Origin of the sequence: endosymbiont of Acanthamoeba sp. UWC8, assembly GCF_000730245.1 — a bacterium.
In the GTDB taxonomy this organism is placed as follows: domain Bacteria; phylum Pseudomonadota; class Alphaproteobacteria; order Rickettsiales; family Midichloriaceae; genus Jidaibacter.
Genome location: NZ_CP004403.1, coordinates 1,109,558 through 1,129,752, shown reverse-complemented (window position 1 = coordinate 1,129,752; position 20,195 = coordinate 1,109,558). Strand labels below are relative to the sequence as shown.

The following is a 20,195-nucleotide window of genomic DNA, read 5'->3' as shown; positions in this document are numbered from 1 at the left end:
ACTAAAACTGTTTCGGGCTTTTAGGTTTATTAAATTTACCTACATTACTGAATATTTGCTCAAGAGGAGTCATGGTATTACCTTTAAGCTCAGTTGTACCACTGGCGTAATTAATATTGCGTGCCTCATTTAGAGTATAGCTTTTAATATTATTAATAACTTTTTGTCGGTTAAATGTAATCTCAAGCACATCTTGTGCTACCGTGTGCGGATGAAAGAATGCCTCACTTTGTTGCTGCATGGATATATAGTAATAAGTTTTGTCGCCAAAATCCGAAGTAGTGGTTGGAGAACCAAGTAATTCTCTGGTTTCTTCTTCATTAGTTTGACCGATTTTTAATGAGCTGATTTCCTTTTCATCAAAGCTATAACCATGAAAATGTTCATGCTTGGCGCAAGCAGATAATAAACAAACAATCGCTACCAATAATATATTTCTAATTTGCATTTTGTTTTACTTCCTTTTGTTTTTTTTGTGCTTTTCTTCTTAATAAATTTTGTCTTAAAGCTTCAGAAAGCTTCTTAACATCTTTTTTAGGAGGTTTTTTTTCTTTAGACATTCATCATTTTACCTAATTTTGCAAGCTGTTTGTGATCCATCTTACCGACTTTCTTAACCATATTACTCATTTCCAAGTGTTGTTTGAGTAAGCGGTTAATATCCTGTACTTTAGTTCCCGAGCCGTTTGCAATCCTAACTTTTCTGGAAGCATTTATAATTTTCGGGTCGCTTCTTTCGGCTTTACTCATTGAATTAATGATTGCTTCCTGCTTAGTAAACATTTTATCATCGATTGCCATGCTACCTATTTGGTTTTTTAATTTGCCGAGTCCCGGAATCATAGAAAGCATTGAACCGATACCTCCCATTTTCTTTAAGTTTTTAAACTGGGCAAGCATATCATTTAAATCAAATTGGCCTTTTTGTACTCTCTTTGCTAAAGTTTTCGCTTCTTCTTCACTTACCATTTCGGCAGCTCTTTCGACAAGTGAAACAATATCACCCATTCCTAAAATTTTGGAAGCCGCTCTTTGTGGATGAAATTCTTCCAAATCACTTAATTTTTCGCCGACCCCTATGAACTTGATAGGTTGTTTGGTTATGCATCTCATGCTTAAGGCTGCTCCGCCTCTGGCATCTCCATCTACCCTAGTTAGGATGACTCCAGTAATTCCTATCTTCGTATTAAATTCCTTGCCAATATTAACTGCATCTTGACCGGTTAAGGAATCGACAACTAAAATGGTTTCAACCGGGCTTGCTAAAATTTTAACTTTATTTAGTTCTTCTATTAATTCCTGATCGGTATGTAACCTTCCGGCAGTATCTAATATCAAAATATCAAAGCCATTGGTTTTAGCCTCTTCTAAAGCTCGTTTAGATATCTTCTCCGGCATTTCGTTTGCCACTATCGGTAGGGTGGTGATATCAATTTGTTTGCCCAGTACTTCAAGTTGAGCTTGTGCTGCCGGGCGATAAACGTCAAGTGAAGCAAGTAAAACTTTCTTCTTATGTTTCTTTCTAAGCAGTAAAGCAAGTTTTGCAGCAGAGGTAGTTTTACCGGAGCCTTGTAAGCCGACCAGCATGATGACGACCGGAGGCGTAGCCGCAAGATTTAAAGCCTGATGGTCACTGCCTAAAATCTCGGTCAACTCATCGTTTACAATTTTTATTACCATCTGCGCGGGTGAAATGCTTTTAACTATTTCACTGCCGATTGCTTTAGCTTTTACTTTGTCAATAAATTCCTTAACTGCCGGAAGCGCAACATCCGCTTCGAGTAAAGCAATCCTAATTTCACGCATTGCCTCACTGACATCGGATTCGTTAAGTAAACCTTTGCGTTTAAGTTTATCAAAGACTTTAGTTAAATTATTACTAAGGGAAGAGAACATAAGTATTCATTGCTATTTTTAGAAGTATATGATAGTGATTACTTGTCTTATTTTCAATTATTTTTATTAAATAAAGAATCTATTTTGTCCGATTTCCTTTCCATATATGTCCATTGGCCGTTTTGTAAGTCAAAGTGCCCTTACTGTGATTTTAATAGTCATGTAAGAAACGCAGTTGATTTGAATCAATTTATTGATGCCTACTTAATTGAACTTGATAGTTATCAACATGTGCTAAACGGCAAAATTATAAAAAGTATTTTCTTCGGTGGCGGTACTCCTTCTCTTGCTCCACCCGTATTTTTTGAAAAAGTGATTAATAAAATTTCAAAATACTCAACACTTGCTCCTCAAATAGAGGTAACTTTAGAGGCTAATCCTACTTCTTCGGAAGCTAAAAAGTTTTATGATTACTCAAGAGCAGGAGTAAATAGGGTATCGATCGGAATACAAAGCTTTAATCAAAAATACTTAAAGTTTTTAGGCAGAGAGCACTCGGCTGATGAAGCAAGAGAAGCAATTTCTTATGCGGCAAAGTATTTTTCCCGCTATAGTTTCGACTTAATTTATGCGCTTCCCGAGCAAAGTTTGAAAAGTTGGGAAGAGGAACTTAGCGCTGCAATAAAATATACTAATAAGCATATTTCAGTTTATCAATTAACTATAGAAAAAGGCACTCAGTTTTATGGAGATTATAAAAAGAAGAAATTTACTATGCCAAATCAGAATATAGCTGCAGATTTCTACTATATTACTCAAAATATTTTAAGTAAGTACGATATGCCGCAATATGAAATATCTAATCATGCAGCACAGGGAGAAGAATCAATACATAATATGACTTATTGGGAGTACGGAGATTATTTAGGTATTGGGGCTGGGGCGCACGGACGATATACTTTTAATAACATAAAGTATGCAACCGTTAATACTCATTTGCCGGAAAAATGGCTTAAGCAAATTGAAGAAAGGGGTAATGCTATACAGCATAAAGAAGAGCTATCAGAGGATGAGCAAAATGAGGAAAAAATTATTATGGGGTTAAGGTTAAGTAAGGGGGTAGATAAAAAGCTGTTATTTAATAAGAGAAAATATAAGCAGCTTTTAGAGGACGGGTACTTAGATGAAGGGGAGAATTTAGTGCGCGCAACCGAAAAGGGAAGGTTAGTTTTAAATAGGTTAATAAGCGAATTGATTGTGTGAAGCAATGGAAATAGTAATTAAAGCTTTGGGGAAAGAGAAATCTCGAGAAATCAAACAATTGGCTCAAGAATACTTAATAAGAACCAGGTGGCATATTTCTGTTATCGAGCATGAGCTAAATAAAAATTTAAGTGAGAATGAACAGAAACTACAAGAAGGAAAATGGTTGATGAGCAATATTCCTGATAATACTTTTATTTATGTTTTGGATGAGAAGGGAAAGCAGTATACAAGTCATGAGTTTTCCGGGTCTTTAGTTAAAAATCAGAGTATTTATAAAAATATTTATTTTCTGATCGGTGGTGCTTTTGGTTTAAGTGAAGAGGTAAAGCAAAAAGCTAATACACTGATTGCATTCGGTAAAATGACTTTCCCTCACAAGCTGGTAAGACTAATGCTGGTAGAGCAGCTTTATAGGGCTTATTCAATAGTTAACGGCCATCCCTATCACAAGTAACTATATAATAAAAAAGGCTCCCGAAAATTATACTTTTAGGAGCCTTCTACTTAAACTTATTTTTTAAAAAGCCTATTTGCTCTCGCTTACTTTAAGCTTTGGAGAGAGCATAATATTAAGCTCCTTCAGTTGCCTGTCACTTACCGTGTTAGGAGCATTCATTAATAAATCCTGAGCGCTTTGATTTAACGGAAAAGCGATAACTTCACGAATGTTAGGTTCATTAGCAAGAAGCATGACAATCCTATCAACACCTGGAGCTAAACCACCGTGAGGAGGAGCGCCATATTTAAACGCCTTTATCATACCGCCAAATTTGTTATCAACCTCATCTTTCGAATAGCCTGCAATTTCAAAGGCTTTATACATAAGGTCAGGCTTATGGTTTCTGATTCCGCCGCTTGAAAGCTCTATACCATTACATACTATATCATATTGGAAAGCTTTAATTGCTAGTTTCTTATCGGTAGTATCAGCTGCATTTAATGCTTCTAAACCACCTTGCGGCATTGAAAACGGGTTATGGGTGAAATCAATTTTTTTCTCATCTTCATTCCATTCATAAAACGGGAAATCCGTAACCCAACAGAATTTATAAATATTTTTTTCAATTATGTTTAGTTCTTCGCCAAGCTTTGTTCTTACCCGACCTGCTATTTTTGCGGCAGTAGAGGCTTCTTCACATGCAAAGAATACCGAGTCTCCGTTTTCAAGTTTTGCAATATCTTTTAAAGAAGCGAGTCTTTCCTGATCCAGGAATTTTGCAATCGGCCCTTTAGCGCTACCGTCTTGAGCAAAAGTTATGTATCCTAGGCCTTTAGCTCCCAGTTCTGTTTGTGCAAATGAAATCATTTTATCGAAAAAGCTTCTCGGCTGTTCGGAAGTCTTTGGGGCAGGGATAGCGCGAACAAATGAGCCTTTTTTAATTCCTTCTCTGAATATGGTAAACTCGGAATCGGTAAATACTGAGGTAGTATCTGCAATTTCGATAGGTATTCTTAAATCCGGTTTATCACTACCATATTTAAGCATTGAATCATGATAGGTAATCCTTGGAAACGGAACTGGAGTAACCTCAAACTCTGAAAATTCTTTAAATGTGCTGTAAAGCACCGGTTCAATGGTATTAAACACATCTTCCTGGGTAACAAATGACATTTCAATATCAAGCTGATAGAACTCACCTCCCGAACGATCGGCTCTTGCATCTTCATCCCTGAAGCAAGGAGCGATTTGAAAATATTTATCAAATCCTGAAATCATAAGCAATTGCTTAAACTGCTGTGGGGCTTGGGGGAGCGCATAAAATTTACCCGGATGGAGCCTGCTCGGGACAAGGAAATCCCGCGCCCCTTCAGGGGAACTCGCAGTTAGGATCGGAGTCTGAAATTCCATAAATCCTTGCTCAGTCATTTTTTTACGTAAATGCGCGACAACATTATTTCTGAGCATAATATTTTTATGTAACTTTTCTTTTCTTAAATCCAAAAATCTATATTTAAGCCTTAAGTCTTCCGGGAAAGGGAGTTCGCTATTTACATTGAGCGGCAGCATCTCGGCAATTGATTCACTGGTGAAATCTTCGATTATAACTTCGATTTCACCGGTAGAAAGTTCGTTATTCATCGTCTCTGCCGATCTTCCGACCACAACGCCGGTTACGGTTAAAACACTTTCAAAACTTAGCGAGGTAAGCTCCTCGTATCTTTCTTTACTTATTCTGATTAAATCCTGATCCTGATCGGATGAAACCACTTGTGTTATTCCGTAATGGTCTCTTAAGTCTATAAAATAAATACCGCCGTGATCACGTTTTCTATGTAGCCATCCTGAAAGTTTAACTTTTTGGCCTATATGAGATTTATTTAATTCCCCGCAGGTATGGGTTCTATACTTATGCATAATATTCTCAGAAATATTTTATGTTGAGATGTTATAACTTAATACAAACTTTTATGCAAACATTGTAAGTGTGTATTGCAAAAGTTGCATTTGAAAATATTTTAATTATACTGGGTGCAAATTTTTGTTAAGAGTTATTATGGCGCGCGTAACTATTGAAGATTGCATTGAACGGATTAAGAGCAGGTTTGAACTGGTTGTTCTTGCGGCACAAAGAGCTAAGGAAATATCATCGGGAGCCAGGCTTCTTATCGAGCGAGACAATGATAAAGATGCAGTTGTGGCTTTAAGGGAGATTGCAAGTGATGCTATCGATGCTGAGACTTTAAGGGAATCCGTAATCAAGAAATACTTAACCAGGTCTGTGGTTGAAGAAGAAGATCTACCTGATAGCGACGATAATTTAGAAATTCAACAGGATATGGCTAAATTTACTTTCCAAGCTAAGGATGTAAAAGGAATGTCTTATGAAGATGAAGACTTGGATGAATAAATAATTTTAAATGTTTTATGTTTTAATTTCTTATTCTGTCACTTTTGCTTTACTGCTAATCCTAGCGGGAGCAGTATATTTTAAGTATAAACGTTTAAAGTATTTATATCAGAATGTCGTTAATAAAAAGAAATAAGGCATGGAAGCGACGTGCATATATAATAGCAGTTTTTGTGCTGTTTTTTGCCGTGGCGATTGCTATAACTCTAAAAGTTTTTAACGATAATATTGTATTTTTTTTGAATCCTACTGAGCTTAAGGAAAGAGAAACCGAATTTAGAGGTAAAGAGTTTCGGGTAGGGGGGTTGGTTGTCGCAGGCAGTATTAAATATCTTAAAGATAAGGAAACATTGCAGTTTAGGATTACTGATTTAAATGAAGAGCTTACTATTCAATATAGAGGCATAATCCCAAATTTATTTACTGAAAACCAAGGAACGGTGGCATTAGGTAAACTTGTTGACAATAAAGTATTTATTGCCAGGGAACTGCTTGCTAAGCATGATGAAAATTATATGCCCAAAGAAATTGCCGATTCTCTAAAGAAATCAGAGCATTGGAAAAGTAAAGACTGAAGTTACTAAGGTGCTTTTTTTACTACTTTTGTGGAAGATACAAATTTATTAGGGACAGTTTTTTTTGATATCTCGACCCCAATTGTTACAATGCTCATATACTTCCCTCTTCTTTAAAGAGTTATTATTAGTACGGGCTATCCTTGTAAATGCTGAATCACCGATGGGGTTCTCTGAAGTACTGTCCGGCTTCATAGCTTGTGCGAAAGGGGGAGAGGATGCCTCAAATACAGGCTTTGTGCCTTAAGGTTTACGGCAGACTCATCTTTTTCCCCTGTTAACCGGAAGCTGGCCAATTAGTAGGCTTACTTTCAACATGCAAGGTTTAAGCTTATAACCCCGAGTGATTAAATAATTACTTATGTTAAAGAGAGTTTTAGCTCTCTTTATCCCCGGTTTTAAAGATCTTCATGCAACATTTGAGGTGCGGTAAATTGAGTATCGCACTCGAACTCACCTAATTCCGTCAATTTTTGTTGTCTGGATTCATTGAGGAGGTCTTTATTTGCTCCATAACAAAACAGTAATTGAGAAACATGTTGTTGCTCTGTATCTAAAGCATACCCCAATTCACTAACTACTTTATCATTAAGAATTGCTTTTTCTATAGAGGCGCCCTTATCAAGCAACTTTTTAACTGCATCAGCAACGTAAATATCTTCTTCTCCCTTTTTACCAAGTGGCTGATATAAAGGACTAAAGATGGCCATTTGTATTAAAGAGGTGTGTGATAAAGGAATTTCAAGATTATCCGTATTATCCAAAATCTGATTAAATAAATCTCTTACATCATTACCCCAACCTTCGGCGCTTCTTAAACTTAACATTTTAAAAAGAGGAGATTCTTTATTATCATTAATAGTATTAATATCAATACCGTTATTTATTAAAATTTTAGCTATTTCATCTTAATTCTCATTTGCCTTTCATTATATTCTTTGCAAGGCTTTCCTTTAACCCAGTTAATTATTTGTTCCAGCGCAAATGATGTCCAGTTGATTATCTTCTCTATAAATGTGTCCTGAGGCTTAGCATCATCATTATATGCCTTAATTGCCGTGGTTGCCATAAACCTTGAAGTTGTTTATATGTGATTTTGAATTACTGCCTTTCTTAATTCTTCCATATAATTAATTTTAGGTGAATGGTCTTTAATAAATTTAGGGTAACCTTCCGGTAACATTTCTTTTGCGCATCTTTGCTTTAATATCTCTAAAGCTTTAACATCTTTTAAAAGAGCGCTAGTTATTTTTGGGAATATAGATTCGCTTACTAATAAAGAGATAGCTATATTTGTTATATATAACTGTATCTCGGTAGGAATGTTGCTTAACATAATGCTTTGATTAATTTCAATCCAGGCTAAGCTTCTGCCAAAGTTATCTACATAATCATAAAGTAAATTAAATTGTTCTTCACTCTTCAGTTCTAATAATTCTAGGTATTTTTTCAATTCATCAGCATTTGCGGACAAAAAACCTTTAATACCATGTGCAAGAAGTAATAAAGGAATACTAATATCAGGGAATTCCAACTTAGCATCTTTAGAATAAAAGAGATCAGGTTTTCTTTCTAAAAGCCAATATTTTATTTTTACCCTTTTATGTTGGGAATAATTATCAACATATGTATATGCATTTTTTTCATATTTACTAACCGAGTTAATAAAATTTGGATTCTTTTCATAAAGCCATTTCATTACTTTGAAATGTGATCTCCGTGTAGCAACTAGAAATGCATTTTCTCCAGTCTCGTCAACTGAATCGATAAAATACGGTTTCTTTTCATACAACCATTGTGCCACCTCTAAGGAGCCACTAGCAACAGCCTCTATAAATACATTGCTTTTCTTCCGACCAACGGAATTAATAAAATTCTGGTTCTTCTCATACAGCCATTGTACCAACTCAAGGTCGTTATCTTCGATAGCATATATAAAATCATTATATACCCACAAGGGACGTTTACGATAAATAAAATCCGGCTTTCTCCGGTATAACCACTCCCTTACTTCCGGTTGCCTAACTAGAACACGGTGCGGAAGCATATCACTTCCACCTTCCTCAATCAAGTTTAGAAAAAGATTCTTAGCTTCCGGAGATTTATTTATTAATTTTTCAGCGGCTGTGGTAAAACCTCGCCTTAATAGATGAAAAAAGAAATTTGCTTTGTATTGATCATCTGTTACCTTGAGTAATTCTTCTACTGAAAAACAATCTATAAAATATAGAAGCTCTTCTTCGCTGCCATTTGCCATTGCATCTTTTAATGCATCCTTATTAGGCTTTAGGTTCCCTTGAAGTTTAGAAATAATAATTTTATAATTGTTACTTTCTTGTTTTTTCATATATTGCCCAATTTAATTAAATGTATTTAATTATTTAATAAGAAACAATTATTTAAATACTAAAGCTTAATAGTGTTTTTATAAAAGTTTTTTACTCAGGCGTTTTCATTAGCATATTAATCTTTATAGGCTATAATCTATAGTAATCAATTCATCATTGTTATCTTCATTCTCAGTCCATTTTACAAGGTTAAAAACTAACATTAACTGCCCATTGGCACCTAAGCGCCCAAGTATTTCAGAAGAGTTGCCGTGATTTATTCTATTCAGTGCAACTGAACTTGAGTAGGGCTGAATGAATACGGTATGTTCATTACTCCCTATATTAAAACTTTGCCAATTTAAAATCGCTTTATCGGGATTTTGAGTAATAGTAAGCTTCGAGCCGTTCCCCGATATATGCTAAAGCTCTTTTAATAAAATTTGAAAGAGCTTCTTTTACGCCTATCTTTTACTGAAGCACTTATTGTTTCTTAACGGTCTTCTTCTTTTTCTTCTTAAGTGCTGGGAAAGTTAGGATAAATTCTGTATACTTGCCTATTCTTGATTTACATTCAATATAGCCGCCCATATCGTGCATTATCATTTTGCAAAATGCAAGACCGATGCCGGTGCCGCTTTTGCTTTTGGTATAAAACTTATCAAATATATATGGTATATCATCTTCTGATATGCCTTTACCATTATCTCTAAAATATAGCTTATTGCTCTCTGCTCTAATCTCTATTTTTACGTTCCTGCCGCCATATTTATATGCATTATTCAGCAAATTAGACAGCAAGCGTTTAATATAATGCATTGAGCCGTAAAATAAAAAGTTTTCTACAATGTTAATAACGACACCGTCTTTCTCGGGGTTAAGTAGCTTATATTCTAATATGCTTGCGGTAACGCATTCTTCTATAGTAATATTCTTCTTATCATCGGCAATTACCGTGCTTTTAAGTGAGGCAAGGAGGCCGTCTACGGTACTTATACCCTGAGAACTAACTTTAGTAAGCATTTGAGTAAATTCTAATAAAGTATCCCCTTCTTCCTTATCCAATGTAAAAGTATAAGTATTATCTTTTACTTTTTTATTATCAAAAGCGCCCTGGAATAAATTATTTATGGTCACTGCACACATATTAAGTGTCGCAAGCGGGCTTTTTACCTCGTGTGCCATAGCTCCGCCGAATATATGCATGGTTTCTACTCTTTCTTCCTGCTCTTTCTCACGCTTCCTAAGAAAGAACAGGGTGGCGAATAAGAAAAATAAATAAATATAGGCTATGCGGCCGGTAGTGGTGATTTCCTGAAATGCTTCTAAACTAAAACCGCTTTGCTTAAATAAAATAAACCCACCTAAGGTTCCGATCGAGTAGAGTAATAAAAACCTTCTCGCATCTACGAATAAGTATAAAGAAAAGGCGGATAATATACCGTTTACTACCCAGAACGGATCATTAAACCCAATAAATAGCATATAACTTGAAACGAACGGCAAACAAAAGGTAATCAGGAAATACCAATAATAATGTAGATATTTTTCTAAAAACCTTTTGCTGACAATAAACTCTCTAAATAATAAAACCATGCAGAAAAAGTATCCTATGGTTATAAGGTAAGCAAATGTAACATGCCCCGGGCTTGAGGTGACATCCAAGCTATATAGGAAATAATAAGAAAGGGTAAAGGTACAAAACTTTCTGATTTCTATTTTATGTTGCCCGGGATCCTCTGCAAGCAACTTAATACTGGAAATTAAAAACTTATATGTATTTTTTACAGGGTCAAAAATAGTGTTTACAATCCTGCTTAGCATTGAATCTTTAATAACTTTAGGAGTGGGTTTTACTTGTATCCACCCTTTGGAAACTTGGTAGTAATGCATGCCGAATAAGCCGATAGCGCTTCCTAAAATACCGAAGCTCCAACTCATGATAGCAAAGTCTCCAACTATAATGCCGGTAGATAAAGTAAAGATCATAGCAAAAATAACACTTACCATAAATGATTTGCTATTAGTTTTAAAGCCTAGGAATCCTGATGCTACTGGTATAAAGATTGTTGGACCCCAAAAATTTGATACTAACCATACTATATCTAAAATATTTCTACTTGATTTTATAAGAAAAAGAGAAGAAATAGAGAGAATTATAGTAATAACCCTCAATGCGCCTAGCTGCATTGTATTGCTCATCGTTGGACGTAATACTTTTAGAACGTCATTAACTAAAATAATACTCGTTGCATTAATTTTTGCCTCACCTACAGACATTATAATTGCCATTAGTCCAGATACCATTATCCCTTTAAGCCCCATCGGTAGGAGAGAAATGAATTTTAATAAGACCTCATCCGGCATAATATTAGGAAATGCCATTCTCATTTCGTAAGCAATAAGGCAAAGCGCAGCTGAGAAGGGTATTGATATTAAGGCAATCATCTTTAATGCTGCCTTAAGTTGCTTAGTATCCCTTGCAATTAAGCATCTTTGTATAAATGCAGGATCTATCCCCGGTAAGAGAGAATATAACGCAAAACTAGTTAATAAACTTATATTATCTTTAGATAATTTTATATTTAAATGAGAATTTGGTAAATAAGAAACAAAATTTTCAAGCCCACCTGTTTTAGAAAAGATAACTATATAGGATATTGGAATAATAAAGAAAAATACTGCAAATTTAAAAACTTCTGTATGTATAACTGCCCTTATTCCGCCTAAAGCTGAATATATAGCAATAATTCCATAACCAATTAATATACCATAACCAGTTTCAATACCTAAAAAATAATTAAACACAAGTCCTAACGCTAAAGCTTGAGCTGCTATAGAACCTAAGCTTCTTAGTGTTGAAGCTATGGCTATTATCCATCTACCTGGAGCTCCATAAAGCTTATACATTATTTCGCCTAGCGTCATACATTTTTTAAAACGTTCAATATTATTAGCGATAACTTTGATTGTTATTAACCAGTATAGAGGAGAAAGCAGCTGGATTACTACAAAGACTGCACCAAATTCATAAATTTTCCCAACAGCGCCAAGAGTGCCTGCAGCCCCGATTGAGGAAGAGAATACAGCACATACTAACACTATTACGGATATATTTTTAAATCCTAAAGCAAACTCCTTAATAGTATTTATCTTTGTAGTTCTATACAATCCAATTATTAAGCATGTACTTAAAAAAACTACAACAATTAATAAATCAATATAATTTAATTTTAGCATCTCATCTCTTATTAAGAAAAAGTTACTAAATTATAAACTAAATATTTATATATTACAAAAAAAATATTACTATAATACTTTTTAAATGAAAAATTTAAGGGGAATTAAATGGCCGCTAAGTTTTTTACTAGCTTGTAAGTAGATTGTATTAACTCACACAATCAATATAAAATAATTCTTATTATATTAAAATATACAAATAATAAATGATACATTATTATCAATTTTTATGATTAAATATGTTTAAATTAGACTAAATAATTAATATTAATGATATTAAGCGGTGAGCCCTATAACTTTATTAATAAAGTTATGAATCTAATCCCCATTACCTATTCCTTGGCTTAGAAGGATATTAGAATTTGTTGCTAAAGAAATTGTATTTTCAATATTGTTGAAAGACTGTGTTACAGTATGTTTTGGATTAGATGTTCCAATCATTGCTATAGCTATAATACCTGCAACAAAAGCTTTTTTGAAAATAGACATTTTAATAGCCTCAAAGTTATTTATTTAACTTTGAAATAGATTAAAGAATGTTAATTAATTTGACAATAGCTATTTTATTAAGAATTGGATAATAAATAATTACCATTTACTACACCTGAATAATAATGGTTAAAAGTCTAAGAGCTTGATATACTAAAAATAATTGCAGCCTTATTACTGTGCTAACATGACAGTTTTAAAAATAAAAAATATAATAATATTTAACTTTAAAATTTTTTAACCAAGGCATTAAGTAAATATATTAACTTTAGTTAAACATAAAGTAAGTATTAATTACCTTTTAGGTTAAAGTTTTTTATAATATATGAGAAAATTTTGATATTTTATTAAATAATGCGCTTCCATTTTAGTTTGTTTCATAGTAAAATTACATTAATATTAAGATATTTATATCTTTTTATGCTGTTAGCTTAATATAATAAGGCAAAACAGTATTATTATTATTTATGGAGATTTTTTATGTTAAATTCCAGTGAGCTAGTTAGATCTATAATTGAAGGGAAAGATCCTGAAAAAATTAAAGCTAATTTTGTTAAGATCAAAAGAGAGATATATGTACTTATTGATAGCGATGATGATTACAAGCACTTGACCTCATTTGAAGCGCGCACTAATCCTAAACTAGCACAAGAAAGACAAGATTTAATGCAAACCGCTTTATCATCAGTTTTAAATAGTCTTAACTATATAAATAATGAAATGGCTTTATTACACCACACAAGTTATTATGATAAAAAAGAAATAAGCAAAATATTGTTAGAAAACGGTGCTAATCCTAATGTACTTGACCAAAATGGTGATACCCCTGCACATCATGTAATCAACTCTATTAAAGCTGCAATAAAACATGAGATAGGTGCAGGTATGTTAGAGAAATATAGAGAAAATATTGCTAAAGATTATTTGAAATTATACTCTCCTATACTTGGACTTCTTGTAAGTTATGGAGCTGATTTAAACTTACCAAATGATCAGGGTATAACGGCAAGTGAAGATCTAAGAGAAGTTATAAATAAGTTTACTAAGGATTCTTCGCATATTAAACTTGATGATGGGTCGTTTAAAGCAGCATACAAGGATTCTCTCATAGAACCTAAGCAAAATTATAGCACTAAAAATTTTCAACAGAAAGCTGAAAAAGAAAATAAAGGTTGTTGTATAATGATGTAGTATTTTAAAAATAGAACTATATTAAAATATAGTTCTATTTAATAAATTATGATCACCCACCTCTTCCTCCTCTATTTTTATTATTGTCTCCACTACCATTCTTACCTTTTTCATTAGAATCATTTTCAAGTGAAATTTTTCTAACCCACTTTCCATTTTCAGGGTTTTGGTTTTCTCTCGAAGGTTGATCAACTTCCTGTTTTAGTGCTGTGCTATTAAGAAGGCTTTTTAAGCTACTATTTTCGCCTATAGATGTACTTTGTCTTATAATATTATTAACCCTCTTCTCCTCATTGGAAGTAAGTTCTACTTGTTTTAAATTGTTTCTACATTCTAATATTTTCTTATCATCTAACTCACTAGCTTTCTTATCACCAAGTTGGCTCGCTACTTTTCTTATTCTAAATATATCCTTTAAATGTTCAACACATTCTTCCGTATGATGTTTTATAGCATTCTCTACATGTTTAAGATTTTCCTTTAAGTCAATTCGATTATGTTCATGTACTTCTTTATGTAAATTTTGCTGTTTTTCTTTCATCACTTGCAAACTTTTCTTTTGAGTTTCAACGTAATTAGTTATATAATTATCATCGCGGCTATCATCAAGCCCCTCACGCGTTGCTTTGATACTTTCTTCATTAGGCGGCTCACGTTTAATAGCATCGAATCTGTTCTGTAATTTTTTATTCTCTTCTTCAGCTTTTATGATATCAGGATGGAAATCAAATAATTCACTTAAACTTATTATTTTCTCATCTTTTATCCCTCCTGCATTGTTTGTTACAATCGGTTGGCTTTGACTGATGGTTGCCGAATTTCCGCCGACTTGTGAGGCAACTGAGGAGAACGCAGTGGCTATGGATAAGCCGGGAAAGGTTTGTAATAATTCATTACCCTCTCTAATCAATTCTTGTATTTCTGTAGCGCTCAAATTTCCGCTGCTTAATCGCTTGATGATTTCATTAATCCTTATTTCAGCTTTTCTCCGTGCTTCCTTCTCAAGCTCACCGCCTGACCCGACAAACCCGGCGAGTGCTTTTCCGGCTTTCTGAGATATATCTTTTACCCTTTCAAGTAATGATTTACCTAAGCCGCCGCGGTTATCATCCGATTTATTATTCATCCCTTTCCCCTAAGGTCTTTCACTAATTTTTAACTATATTAGATAAATATTAACAGCTAGTTAACAAATTCTCTAACTTTGGTAAGTTTTTCTACGTATATAACATGTGCATTATATTTTAAGAGTTTGTCTTCTCTTGTTTATACTATCATTCTTGTCCTGCACCCGTATAATAACTAAGGGTAGCACTAGAGTAGTACGAGGTAATTTTATAAAATGAAGAAAAACCTTAAAAGCCTTATTTTATCTGGTGGAGCCAGGCGGGATCGAACCGCCAACCTCTTGAATGCCATCCAAGCGCTCTACCAACTGAGCTATGGCCCCATTTTAAAAGAGATATGGTCAGAAGTATTAGCATAACTTTTAATAAATTAGAATAGTATTTTTTTAAAGACTTTGCATATAAGTTTTTTTATAGATCTCTCATATAAAAAAATAAAGCTATAAACTGTCAAGGTAGCAATAAGCCCAAAGTAAAATGCTTCTATTTTTATATTTCTGAAAAAGACATCTTTTATTAGCATTATGCTCATACTTAAAAAAGCAGTGAATATAAATGCCTTATCCGAAATTTTAGTTTTAATGAAATAACTCCAAATAATCGGAATAATTAAAAGAGCGCCGAAATATCCTTCCAAAGTTATCCAAACATCTTCAATTACATTATCAAATTGAAGTGCAATGATTACAGTGAGGAAACCGATTGATAACACGCTTATCGTTCTATATCTACCAGAAGCGGTATATTTCTTAGGTCTAAGGTCATAAGAAAAAAGGGTGCTACTTGCAAAAATAAATGAATCTAATGTTGAGATAACCGTTGCTGTAATTCCCGCAAGAAAAATACCCCGAAAGCCGGAAGGGAGAATTTCTAAGCCGAATAGCAGGTAGGCATTTAACGAATTAGCATCAGGCATATGCACTTTGGCGTACATTCCGCCTAATGTAGTGCAGATATCAAAAACTATCCAAAAAGCTGTGGAAATAATTATTCCTTTTTTAGCTATAAGCGGACTGCCTGCCGCCATACATCTTTGGTAAAAAACCGGGCTTATCAGGGTAGCTGAAAATGCGATAAACAACCATAATATAATAGTGCTGAATTCATGCTTGCCGGAAGGAGTAAAATAATGGGGAGGTAAATTTTCTACTAACACTAGCGGATTCCCTATGCTGTAAAATGAAAATATTACTACCGTTATTACCCCGAAGTACATACAGCAAAACTGCAGGAAATCAGAGTATACCACTGACCTGAAATCGCTAATGCAGGTATATAACACGACTACCGAAGTACCCGCTACAATTGAAAGCGGAAGCGATAAACCGAACATTGTTTGAATAAAAGCGCCAAGGCTTAGGGCATAAGTTATCGGCAATGCTTTAAAAATAAGCAGTATTGCAGCAAGCTTAGCTGATTTTTCACCGTAAGTTTTTTTGATTAAATCCGGAAAAGTAAGAGCGTTTTTTTGATGTATTTTTTTAACCAAAAAATAGGCGAAAATAATATAAGCAATATACCAAAACAGCCCTTGAGTAATGAAATTATATATCCCATGCTCAAAAGCAATCTGCGTTACCCCGAATACCCCGCCATACCAAGAGGAGACCAGGGTTGCAACAAATAACGGTAGGGTCAGTTTTCTGCCCATCAGGATATAATCCTTGTCGCTTGTTTTAGAATTCAAATTTTTGAGCCGGCGTATGATAATCACTCCTATTGAGAGAGTAATCCAAATAGCGAAAACACTTAAGTCAAGAAGAGATAGATTGTTCGTAATTTGCATATCTTAGCCTTTAAATTAAATAGCCGAATATGCAGTAAGAGAGAGAGGGGTGTAAAAATAGATTAACAGTTTTACACACTCCCTCCGCCGGCGTTATCCGGATCAGGTTATAAGGGTTTTTCTCAGCTATCATTATTAACAGCACCCCCGGTGATTTATATTGGAAATTTATATAGAATAAAACTATGTGTGCAAGTGGAAAAGGTTAAAGTTAGTAATAATAGCGGTAATATTAAACTTGCTCAGCTGTTCCCAAATGAAGTGTGGATTATGGTAGTGGTAGGTAGTTATGTAGGGATAAGCGGTATAAATCATGCCAATCAAGATAATTCCAAAAATAATGCAGAAAGAGAGCGGGGGGAGGGATTTGCAGCAAGAGAAATGAGGAGAAGAGATAAGGATAGTAAGGAGTTTGAGGATGCAGCGGTAAATAGAGGGAGAGAGTGAAATAACAAAAGGGTTGTATGTGGAAAGCCTAAGAGGATTAGAGTTATCAAGCGAATCTATTTTTAATTACTCGGATTACTACTTAGAATGGTTGTAGTGATTTTGATATAGGTTCGAAATAAATATTGCTATGCAAATAAATTTGTAAAGTTCTAAAACTTGTCATAAACAAAATAATATTATTTTTATAATAATTAAATTAAATAAGAATTAAGTTAGTGTTAAGAAAATATATTGTCAAATAATTCATTGTAGTAAAGAAGATGTATTTGTTACCTGATTTTTAATAAAAAGTAAGTTGTTAAATGGTTGGGAGGTATTTACCGTATGAGTAGGTTAAACATAATATAGGTTTTTAAAATGTCTATTTTTAAAAAAGCTTTTATCCTAGGTGCTTTAGCACTATCTGTTTATGCATTCTCAAGTTATAAATTTACTAATGAAAATCTTTTAACTGAAGCTGCTATGAAAGCTGTAATAATGCAAAAAACCGTATCCTGTTAAGAGGGGGAGTTATTAAAATGAAGATCCGGAGTATTCGGTAAACAATACAAACACATAGCAGTTTTTAAAAAAACTAGAGTAATAAATATTATTACTGAGCCTCTTCGGATTTTAGCTGCGTATAAACTACTAGGTATTCTACGCAGCTAAGTTTAAGTGTTTTATGCAGGGAATATTAGCTTATTAAGTTTAAAAAGTGCTTAAATAGAGAAGGTTTATTGTTATTTGCTGCTGAATCCGTATCCTGCCCGGTAGTTTCTTTTGCTTTGCTTTCGGTAGACGAACTGCCTTTAGCATTAGGGTTAAAAGTATTATTATCATCTTTAATTGTTCTAATCTTTTCTTTATTGATTTCTTTTCCTTCAATGCTGTATTTGAAATCGTTGTTTTCTGAAACTATCCCGTCAATTTTACCGCTGACGAAGGATTTAATTGAGACCGGGTCATCATTAGCATCAAGTGCGGTAATTAAAAAATTATAATTACCCTCAGGTAATTTATTGCCATTGCTATCTTCGCCGTTCCATTGGAAGGTATGGTTACCTATATTAGTTTTTAATAAATCTTTATATACTACGGCACCAGCTTGATTTTTAATTTCAACACCTACTGATTTAAGGTTTGAGTTTAGAGTATAACTAAATTCACCACTGCTGTTTGATAATTTGAACGAATTGCCTTCGTATGAAGCAACCTTACCGATATTCGCTGAAGGTTGAGCTATTTGCTGATCATGGAGAACATCATAAATTTTTTCCAGCAATCTATTTGATTCTAATTGTTGCTCAACCGCATTCATAGTAAAGATTTGTGCGGTCATCTGATTAGTATCCATCGGGCTAGTTGGGTCTTGATTCTGTAGTTGAACTGCAAGCAATTTAAAAAAGGTTTTTTTCTGCTGAGCAATTTTCTGCTCCGCAAGCTCGGCTTTACTTAAGTCTTCATTGCCGGGCTCTCTTCTTTTAAGATCGGAAATATTGGTTGATAGGGATGCTGATGTTACCATTTTTTTCTCTCCGCTATGCTAAAATATTAATGTTGTCTTCTTCATGCTCAGTACTTATCAAAAATTCAGATTCTTGGCTTTCAAATGAATCAAGATTTTCCTGTTCAAATTTAAAGTTGCTGTCTTGTTGGCTTCTATGCTGCTGATGTTGCTGATGATCGCGAAGCCCGAAATTTAATGAAGTGCCCTCATTCCCTCCGGTTAATGCGGATAAGGATGATTCTAATTCTTTTACCGAGCTCTGCAAAATATCAAAAGTAGTAAATTTTTCACTTAATATTTCTATTTTTTTATTTCCCATAGCATCAACCTGCAAAGATATCTCAATTTTGCCAAGCTCTTGAGGTGATAATTCAACTTGGATTCTTGTTTCTCCGGAGTTGATTGCTTTATTGATTCGCATGGAAACTTGCTCGGCAATGTGGCTATAGCTCGGCAGATTATTTGTTTTTAACTCTTCAAGAGGTTTTACGGAGTATTTGCCGGCTTTAGGTGTTATTCCGCTGATTGAGTTTTGATAATTGCTTTCACTTGAATCAGCTTCAACTGTTAATTCTTTATCAAATTCACTCAATGATCCGGTAGATAAATTTGCCTGAACCTGATGATTTAGCCGCGAATCTTTTAATGGCTGTATTTCAGCATGTGGTTCCAAGTTTTCTGAATTTAACTTTCCTTGGTCATCATCTTTCTTAATATTTAATTTAGGCTCTTTCTCTTTAAAGTTTGTTAAATCTACATCCGGCTTTTCCTTAGGAAATATTATTGAAGTAGAAGTTTCCTGAATCGGTAGTGTTTGAGTATTAATATAATGAGAATTTTCCTCATATATTAAATTTGGCGAATATGGTAAAGAATCATTTTCTTCAAAGAATGTATACTCTTCTTTATCAGCTATAAAATATTTTTTGTCTAAAGGTAAGTTTTCTTTGAGCGGGATATTACTCATTTCATTTGGAATGATTTGGATTTCGCTGTATTCGTTTGTTAATTTACTATTAATGTTTAAATCAGTATTATTCTCTTTTTTAACATTCGGGGTTAGAAACAGTTCCGTGTTTTGCTCTTCTATTTGATCATTTGAGGGTAATTGTTTAACTGCATTTTCAAGGTTTACCAAAGTTATAAATTCTCTTGGCTGGCCAATAAATCCTTCAAAATCAAAATTTTTCTCTATATCGAATGTAGGGGTGCTCTGAAATGTTATATCTTGAGCTAAATTAAATTCCGGTTGAGAAAAAGAATGGTTTATCAAAGAAGGCATAGAAGGATTAGATTCTGCTATATCCTGCTTTTCATTTAATAAGGTGAGGCTACTGTAAAAATTATAGTTTTGCTGATTTGCTTCAGGCTTTATTTCTAAATTTATATTACCTTCAGAAGGCAAGAAGCTAGATAAGCCATTTAGTAATTGTTCAAAATTACCAAGTTCCGAATCGATATTACCACCTATTATCCCATTAAGTAGAGGCTGTGTAATAACGCTCTGCTCATTTGCAGCAATATTGACGGGTAAACTTCCTACTATTAAACTATCCATTATACAGCATTA

At 33.9% G+C, this 20,195-nt stretch carries 21 protein-coding genes, 1 tRNA gene and 1 riboswitch; of the genes, 7 read left to right on the top strand and 15 right to left on the bottom strand.

Annotation, left to right across the window (positions count from 1 at the left end; genetic code table 11):
- Position 1: 1 nt before the first annotated feature.
- The 3 genes from I862_RS05405 to ffh are packed head-to-tail and all read right to left on the bottom strand — an operon-like array spanning position 2 to position 1,896.
- Positions 2 to 448, bottom strand: a complete 447-nt coding sequence (locus I862_RS05405) for an outer membrane protein assembly factor BamE (protein WP_038539768.1) — start codon at positions 446 to 448, stop codon at positions 2 to 4.
- Positions 438 to 560, bottom strand: a complete 123-nt coding sequence (locus tag I862_RS08720; RefSeq protein WP_267880531.1) for a hypothetical protein — start codon at positions 558 to 560, stop codon at positions 438 to 440. Before I862_RS08720 ends, I862_RS05405 begins: the two co-directional genes overlap by 11 nt.
- Positions 553 to 1,896, bottom strand: a complete 1,344-nt coding sequence (ffh, locus tag I862_RS05400; protein ID WP_038539766.1) for a signal recognition particle protein — start codon at positions 1,894 to 1,896, stop codon at positions 553 to 555. The genes I862_RS08720 and ffh overlap by 8 nt, the downstream gene beginning before the upstream one ends.
- An 84-nt stretch (positions 1,897 to 1,980) precedes the next feature.
- On the opposite strand from ffh, the gene hemW reads away from it, so the two are divergent.
- Entirely contained in the window at positions 1,981 to 3,099 is a 1,119-nt protein-coding gene (gene hemW, locus I862_RS05395) for a radical SAM family heme chaperone HemW (protein WP_158499282.1), read from the top strand.
- A 4-nt stretch (positions 3,100 to 3,103) separates the two neighbouring features.
- A complete protein-coding gene (locus I862_RS05390; RefSeq protein ID WP_038541538.1) occupies positions 3,104 to 3,556 on the top strand; it encodes a 23S rRNA (pseudouridine(1915)-N(3))-methyltransferase RlmH in 453 nt (150 codons plus the stop codon).
- A gap of 72 nt (positions 3,557 to 3,628) precedes the next feature.
- Here I862_RS05390 and aspS read toward each other — a convergent pair whose 3' ends face one another.
- Complete coding sequence (gene aspS / locus I862_RS05385; protein WP_038539763.1) at positions 3,629 to 5,458, bottom strand: aspartate--tRNA ligase; 1,830 nt, start codon at positions 5,456 to 5,458, stop codon at positions 3,629 to 3,631.
- A 139-nt stretch (positions 5,459 to 5,597) separates the two neighbouring features.
- On the opposite strand from aspS, the gene rpoZ reads away from it, so the two are divergent.
- Positions 5,598 to 5,951 (top strand): DNA-directed RNA polymerase subunit omega, encoded by a 354-nt coding sequence (gene rpoZ, locus I862_RS08775; protein ID WP_052646492.1) that lies wholly within the window; start codon positions 5,598 to 5,600, stop codon positions 5,949 to 5,951.
- 113 nt (positions 5,952 to 6,064) lie between these two features.
- Positions 6,065 to 6,526 (top strand): cytochrome c maturation protein CcmE, encoded by a 462-nt coding sequence (gene ccmE / locus I862_RS05375; RefSeq protein ID WP_038539759.1) that lies wholly within the window; start codon positions 6,065 to 6,067, stop codon positions 6,524 to 6,526.
- A 398-nt stretch (positions 6,527 to 6,924) separates the two neighbouring features.
- Here the strand turns inward: ccmE and I862_RS05370 are convergent, their stop codons facing one another.
- From I862_RS05370 to I862_RS08415, 6 genes are all read right to left on the bottom strand, one after another.
- Positions 6,925 to 7,353 carry a hypothetical protein gene (locus tag I862_RS05370; RefSeq protein ID WP_038539754.1) on the bottom strand — a complete coding sequence of 143 codons (429 nt, stop codon included), beginning with the start codon at positions 7,351 to 7,353 and terminating at the stop codon, positions 6,925 to 6,927.
- Between the two features lie 71 nt (positions 7,354 to 7,424).
- Positions 7,425 to 7,595, bottom strand: a complete 171-nt coding sequence (locus I862_RS08420; RefSeq protein WP_158499281.1) for a hypothetical protein — start codon at positions 7,593 to 7,595, stop codon at positions 7,425 to 7,427.
- A gap of 15 nt (positions 7,596 to 7,610) precedes the next feature.
- Positions 7,611 to 8,873 carry an ankyrin repeat domain-containing protein gene (locus I862_RS05365; protein WP_038539751.1) on the bottom strand — a complete coding sequence of 421 codons (1,263 nt, stop codon included), beginning with the start codon at positions 8,871 to 8,873 and terminating at the stop codon, positions 7,611 to 7,613.
- Positions 8,874 to 8,996: 123 nt separating this feature from the next.
- Positions 8,997 to 9,272: a filamentous hemagglutinin N-terminal domain-containing protein gene (locus I862_RS08860; protein ID WP_084173803.1), complete on the bottom strand. Its 276-nt coding sequence runs from the start codon at positions 9,270 to 9,272 to the stop codon at positions 8,997 to 8,999.
- A 64-nt stretch (positions 9,273 to 9,336) separates the two neighbouring features.
- On the bottom strand, positions 9,337 to 12,093 hold the full coding sequence (locus tag I862_RS05360) for a sodium:solute symporter family transporter (protein WP_038539748.1): 2,757 nt from the start codon (positions 12,091 to 12,093) through the stop codon (positions 9,337 to 9,339).
- Positions 12,094 to 12,411: 318 nt separating this feature from the next.
- The gene (locus I862_RS08415; RefSeq protein ID WP_158499280.1) at positions 12,412 to 12,582 is read right to left on the bottom strand and encodes a hypothetical protein; all 171 of its coding nucleotides are present in this window, start codon (positions 12,580 to 12,582) and stop codon (positions 12,412 to 12,414) included.
- Between the two features lie 480 nt (positions 12,583 to 13,062).
- Between I862_RS08415 and I862_RS05355 the strand changes: the two genes are divergently transcribed.
- A complete protein-coding gene (locus tag I862_RS05355; RefSeq protein ID WP_038539745.1) occupies positions 13,063 to 13,773 on the top strand; it encodes an ankyrin repeat domain-containing protein in 711 nt (236 codons plus the stop codon).
- A 52-nt stretch (positions 13,774 to 13,825) separates the two neighbouring features.
- Here I862_RS05355 and I862_RS05350 read toward each other — a convergent pair whose 3' ends face one another.
- The 3 genes from I862_RS05350 to I862_RS05340 form a co-directional block, all read right to left on the bottom strand.
- Entirely contained in the window at positions 13,826 to 14,899 is a 1,074-nt protein-coding gene (locus I862_RS05350; RefSeq protein WP_038539742.1) for a hypothetical protein, read from the bottom strand.
- Positions 14,900 to 15,147: 248 nt separating this feature from the next.
- Positions 15,148 to 15,223 (bottom strand) — tRNA-Ala (locus I862_RS05345).
- A gap of 47 nt (positions 15,224 to 15,270) precedes the next feature.
- Positions 15,271 to 16,686: a sodium:solute symporter family protein gene (locus tag I862_RS05340; RefSeq protein ID WP_075260597.1), complete on the bottom strand. Its 1,416-nt coding sequence runs from the start codon at positions 16,684 to 16,686 to the stop codon at positions 15,271 to 15,273.
- 61 nt (positions 16,687 to 16,747) lie between these two features.
- Positions 16,748 to 16,845, bottom strand: a riboswitch (TPP riboswitch).
- A 36-nt stretch (positions 16,846 to 16,881) separates the two neighbouring features.
- Here I862_RS05340 and I862_RS08320 point away from each other — a divergent pair.
- Positions 16,882 to 17,133, top strand: coding sequence for a hypothetical protein (locus I862_RS08320; RefSeq protein WP_158499279.1), 252 nt, complete (start codon positions 16,882 to 16,884; stop codon positions 17,131 to 17,133).
- Positions 17,134 to 17,493: 360 nt separating this feature from the next.
- Positions 17,494 to 17,637 carry a hypothetical protein gene (locus I862_RS08410; protein ID WP_158499278.1) on the top strand — a complete coding sequence of 48 codons (144 nt, stop codon included), beginning with the start codon at positions 17,494 to 17,496 and terminating at the stop codon, positions 17,635 to 17,637.
- A 175-nt stretch (positions 17,638 to 17,812) separates the two neighbouring features.
- On the opposite strand, the gene I862_RS07925 is transcribed toward I862_RS08410, so the two are convergent.
- Entirely contained in the window at positions 17,813 to 18,643 is an 831-nt protein-coding gene (locus I862_RS07925; RefSeq protein WP_052646490.1) for a flagellar hook assembly protein FlgD, read from the bottom strand.
- Between the two features lie 13 nt (positions 18,644 to 18,656).
- The gene (locus I862_RS05325; RefSeq protein ID WP_038539736.1) at positions 18,657 to 20,183 is read right to left on the bottom strand and encodes a flagellar hook-length control protein FliK; all 1,527 of its coding nucleotides are present in this window, start codon (positions 20,181 to 20,183) and stop codon (positions 18,657 to 18,659) included.
- Between the last annotated feature and the right edge of the window lie 12 nt (positions 20,184 to 20,195).

Excerpts from the sequence above, each read along its gene's own strand:
- I862_RS05405 (WP_038539768.1), bottom strand. The coding sequence starts at position 448 with ATGCAAATTAGAAATATATTATTGGTAGCGATTGTTTGTTTATTATCT.
- I862_RS08720 (WP_267880531.1), bottom strand. The coding sequence starts at position 560 with ATGTCTAAAGAAAAAAAACCTCCTAAAAAAGATGTTAAGAAGCTTTCT.
- ffh (WP_038539766.1), bottom strand. The coding sequence starts at position 1,896 with ATGTTCTCTTCCCTTAGTAATAATTTAACTAAAGTCTTTGATAAACTT.
- I862_RS05390 (WP_038541538.1), top strand. The coding sequence starts at position 3,104 with ATGGAAATAGTAATTAAAGCTTTGGGGAAAGAGAAATCTCGAGAAATC.
- aspS (WP_038539763.1), bottom strand. The coding sequence starts at position 5,458 with ATGCATAAGTATAGAACCCATACCTGCGGGGAATTAAATAAATCTCAT.
- rpoZ (WP_052646492.1), top strand. The coding sequence starts at position 5,598 with ATGGCGCGCGTAACTATTGAAGATTGCATTGAACGGATTAAGAGCAGG.
- ccmE (WP_038539759.1), top strand. The coding sequence starts at position 6,065 with ATGTCGTTAATAAAAAGAAATAAGGCATGGAAGCGACGTGCATATATA.
- I862_RS05370 (WP_038539754.1), bottom strand. The coding sequence starts at position 7,353 with ATGTTAAGTTTAAGAAGCGCCGAAGGTTGGGGTAATGATGTAAGAGAT.
- I862_RS08420 (WP_158499281.1), bottom strand. The coding sequence starts at position 7,595 with ATGGCAACCACGGCAATTAAGGCATATAATGATGATGCTAAGCCTCAG.
- I862_RS05365 (WP_038539751.1), bottom strand. The coding sequence starts at position 8,873 with ATGAAAAAACAAGAAAGTAACAATTATAAAATTATTATTTCTAAACTT.
- I862_RS05360 (WP_038539748.1), bottom strand. The coding sequence starts at position 12,093 with ATGCTAAAATTAAATTATATTGATTTATTAATTGTTGTAGTTTTTTTA.
- I862_RS08415 (WP_158499280.1), bottom strand. The coding sequence starts at position 12,582 with ATGTCTATTTTCAAAAAAGCTTTTGTTGCAGGTATTATAGCTATAGCA.
- I862_RS05355 (WP_038539745.1), top strand. The coding sequence starts at position 13,063 with ATGTTAAATTCCAGTGAGCTAGTTAGATCTATAATTGAAGGGAAAGAT.
- I862_RS05350 (WP_038539742.1), bottom strand. The coding sequence starts at position 14,899 with ATGAATAATAAATCGGATGATAACCGCGGCGGCTTAGGTAAATCATTA.
- I862_RS05340 (WP_075260597.1), bottom strand. The coding sequence starts at position 16,686 with ATGCAAATTACGAACAATCTATCTCTTCTTGACTTAAGTGTTTTCGCT.
- I862_RS08410 (WP_158499278.1), top strand. The coding sequence starts at position 17,494 with ATGTCTATTTTTAAAAAAGCTTTTATCCTAGGTGCTTTAGCACTATCT.
- I862_RS07925 (WP_052646490.1), bottom strand. The coding sequence starts at position 18,643 with ATGGTAACATCAGCATCCCTATCAACCAATATTTCCGATCTTAAAAGA.
- I862_RS05325 (WP_038539736.1), bottom strand. The coding sequence starts at position 20,183 with ATGGATAGTTTAATAGTAGGAAGTTTACCCGTCAATATTGCTGCAAAT.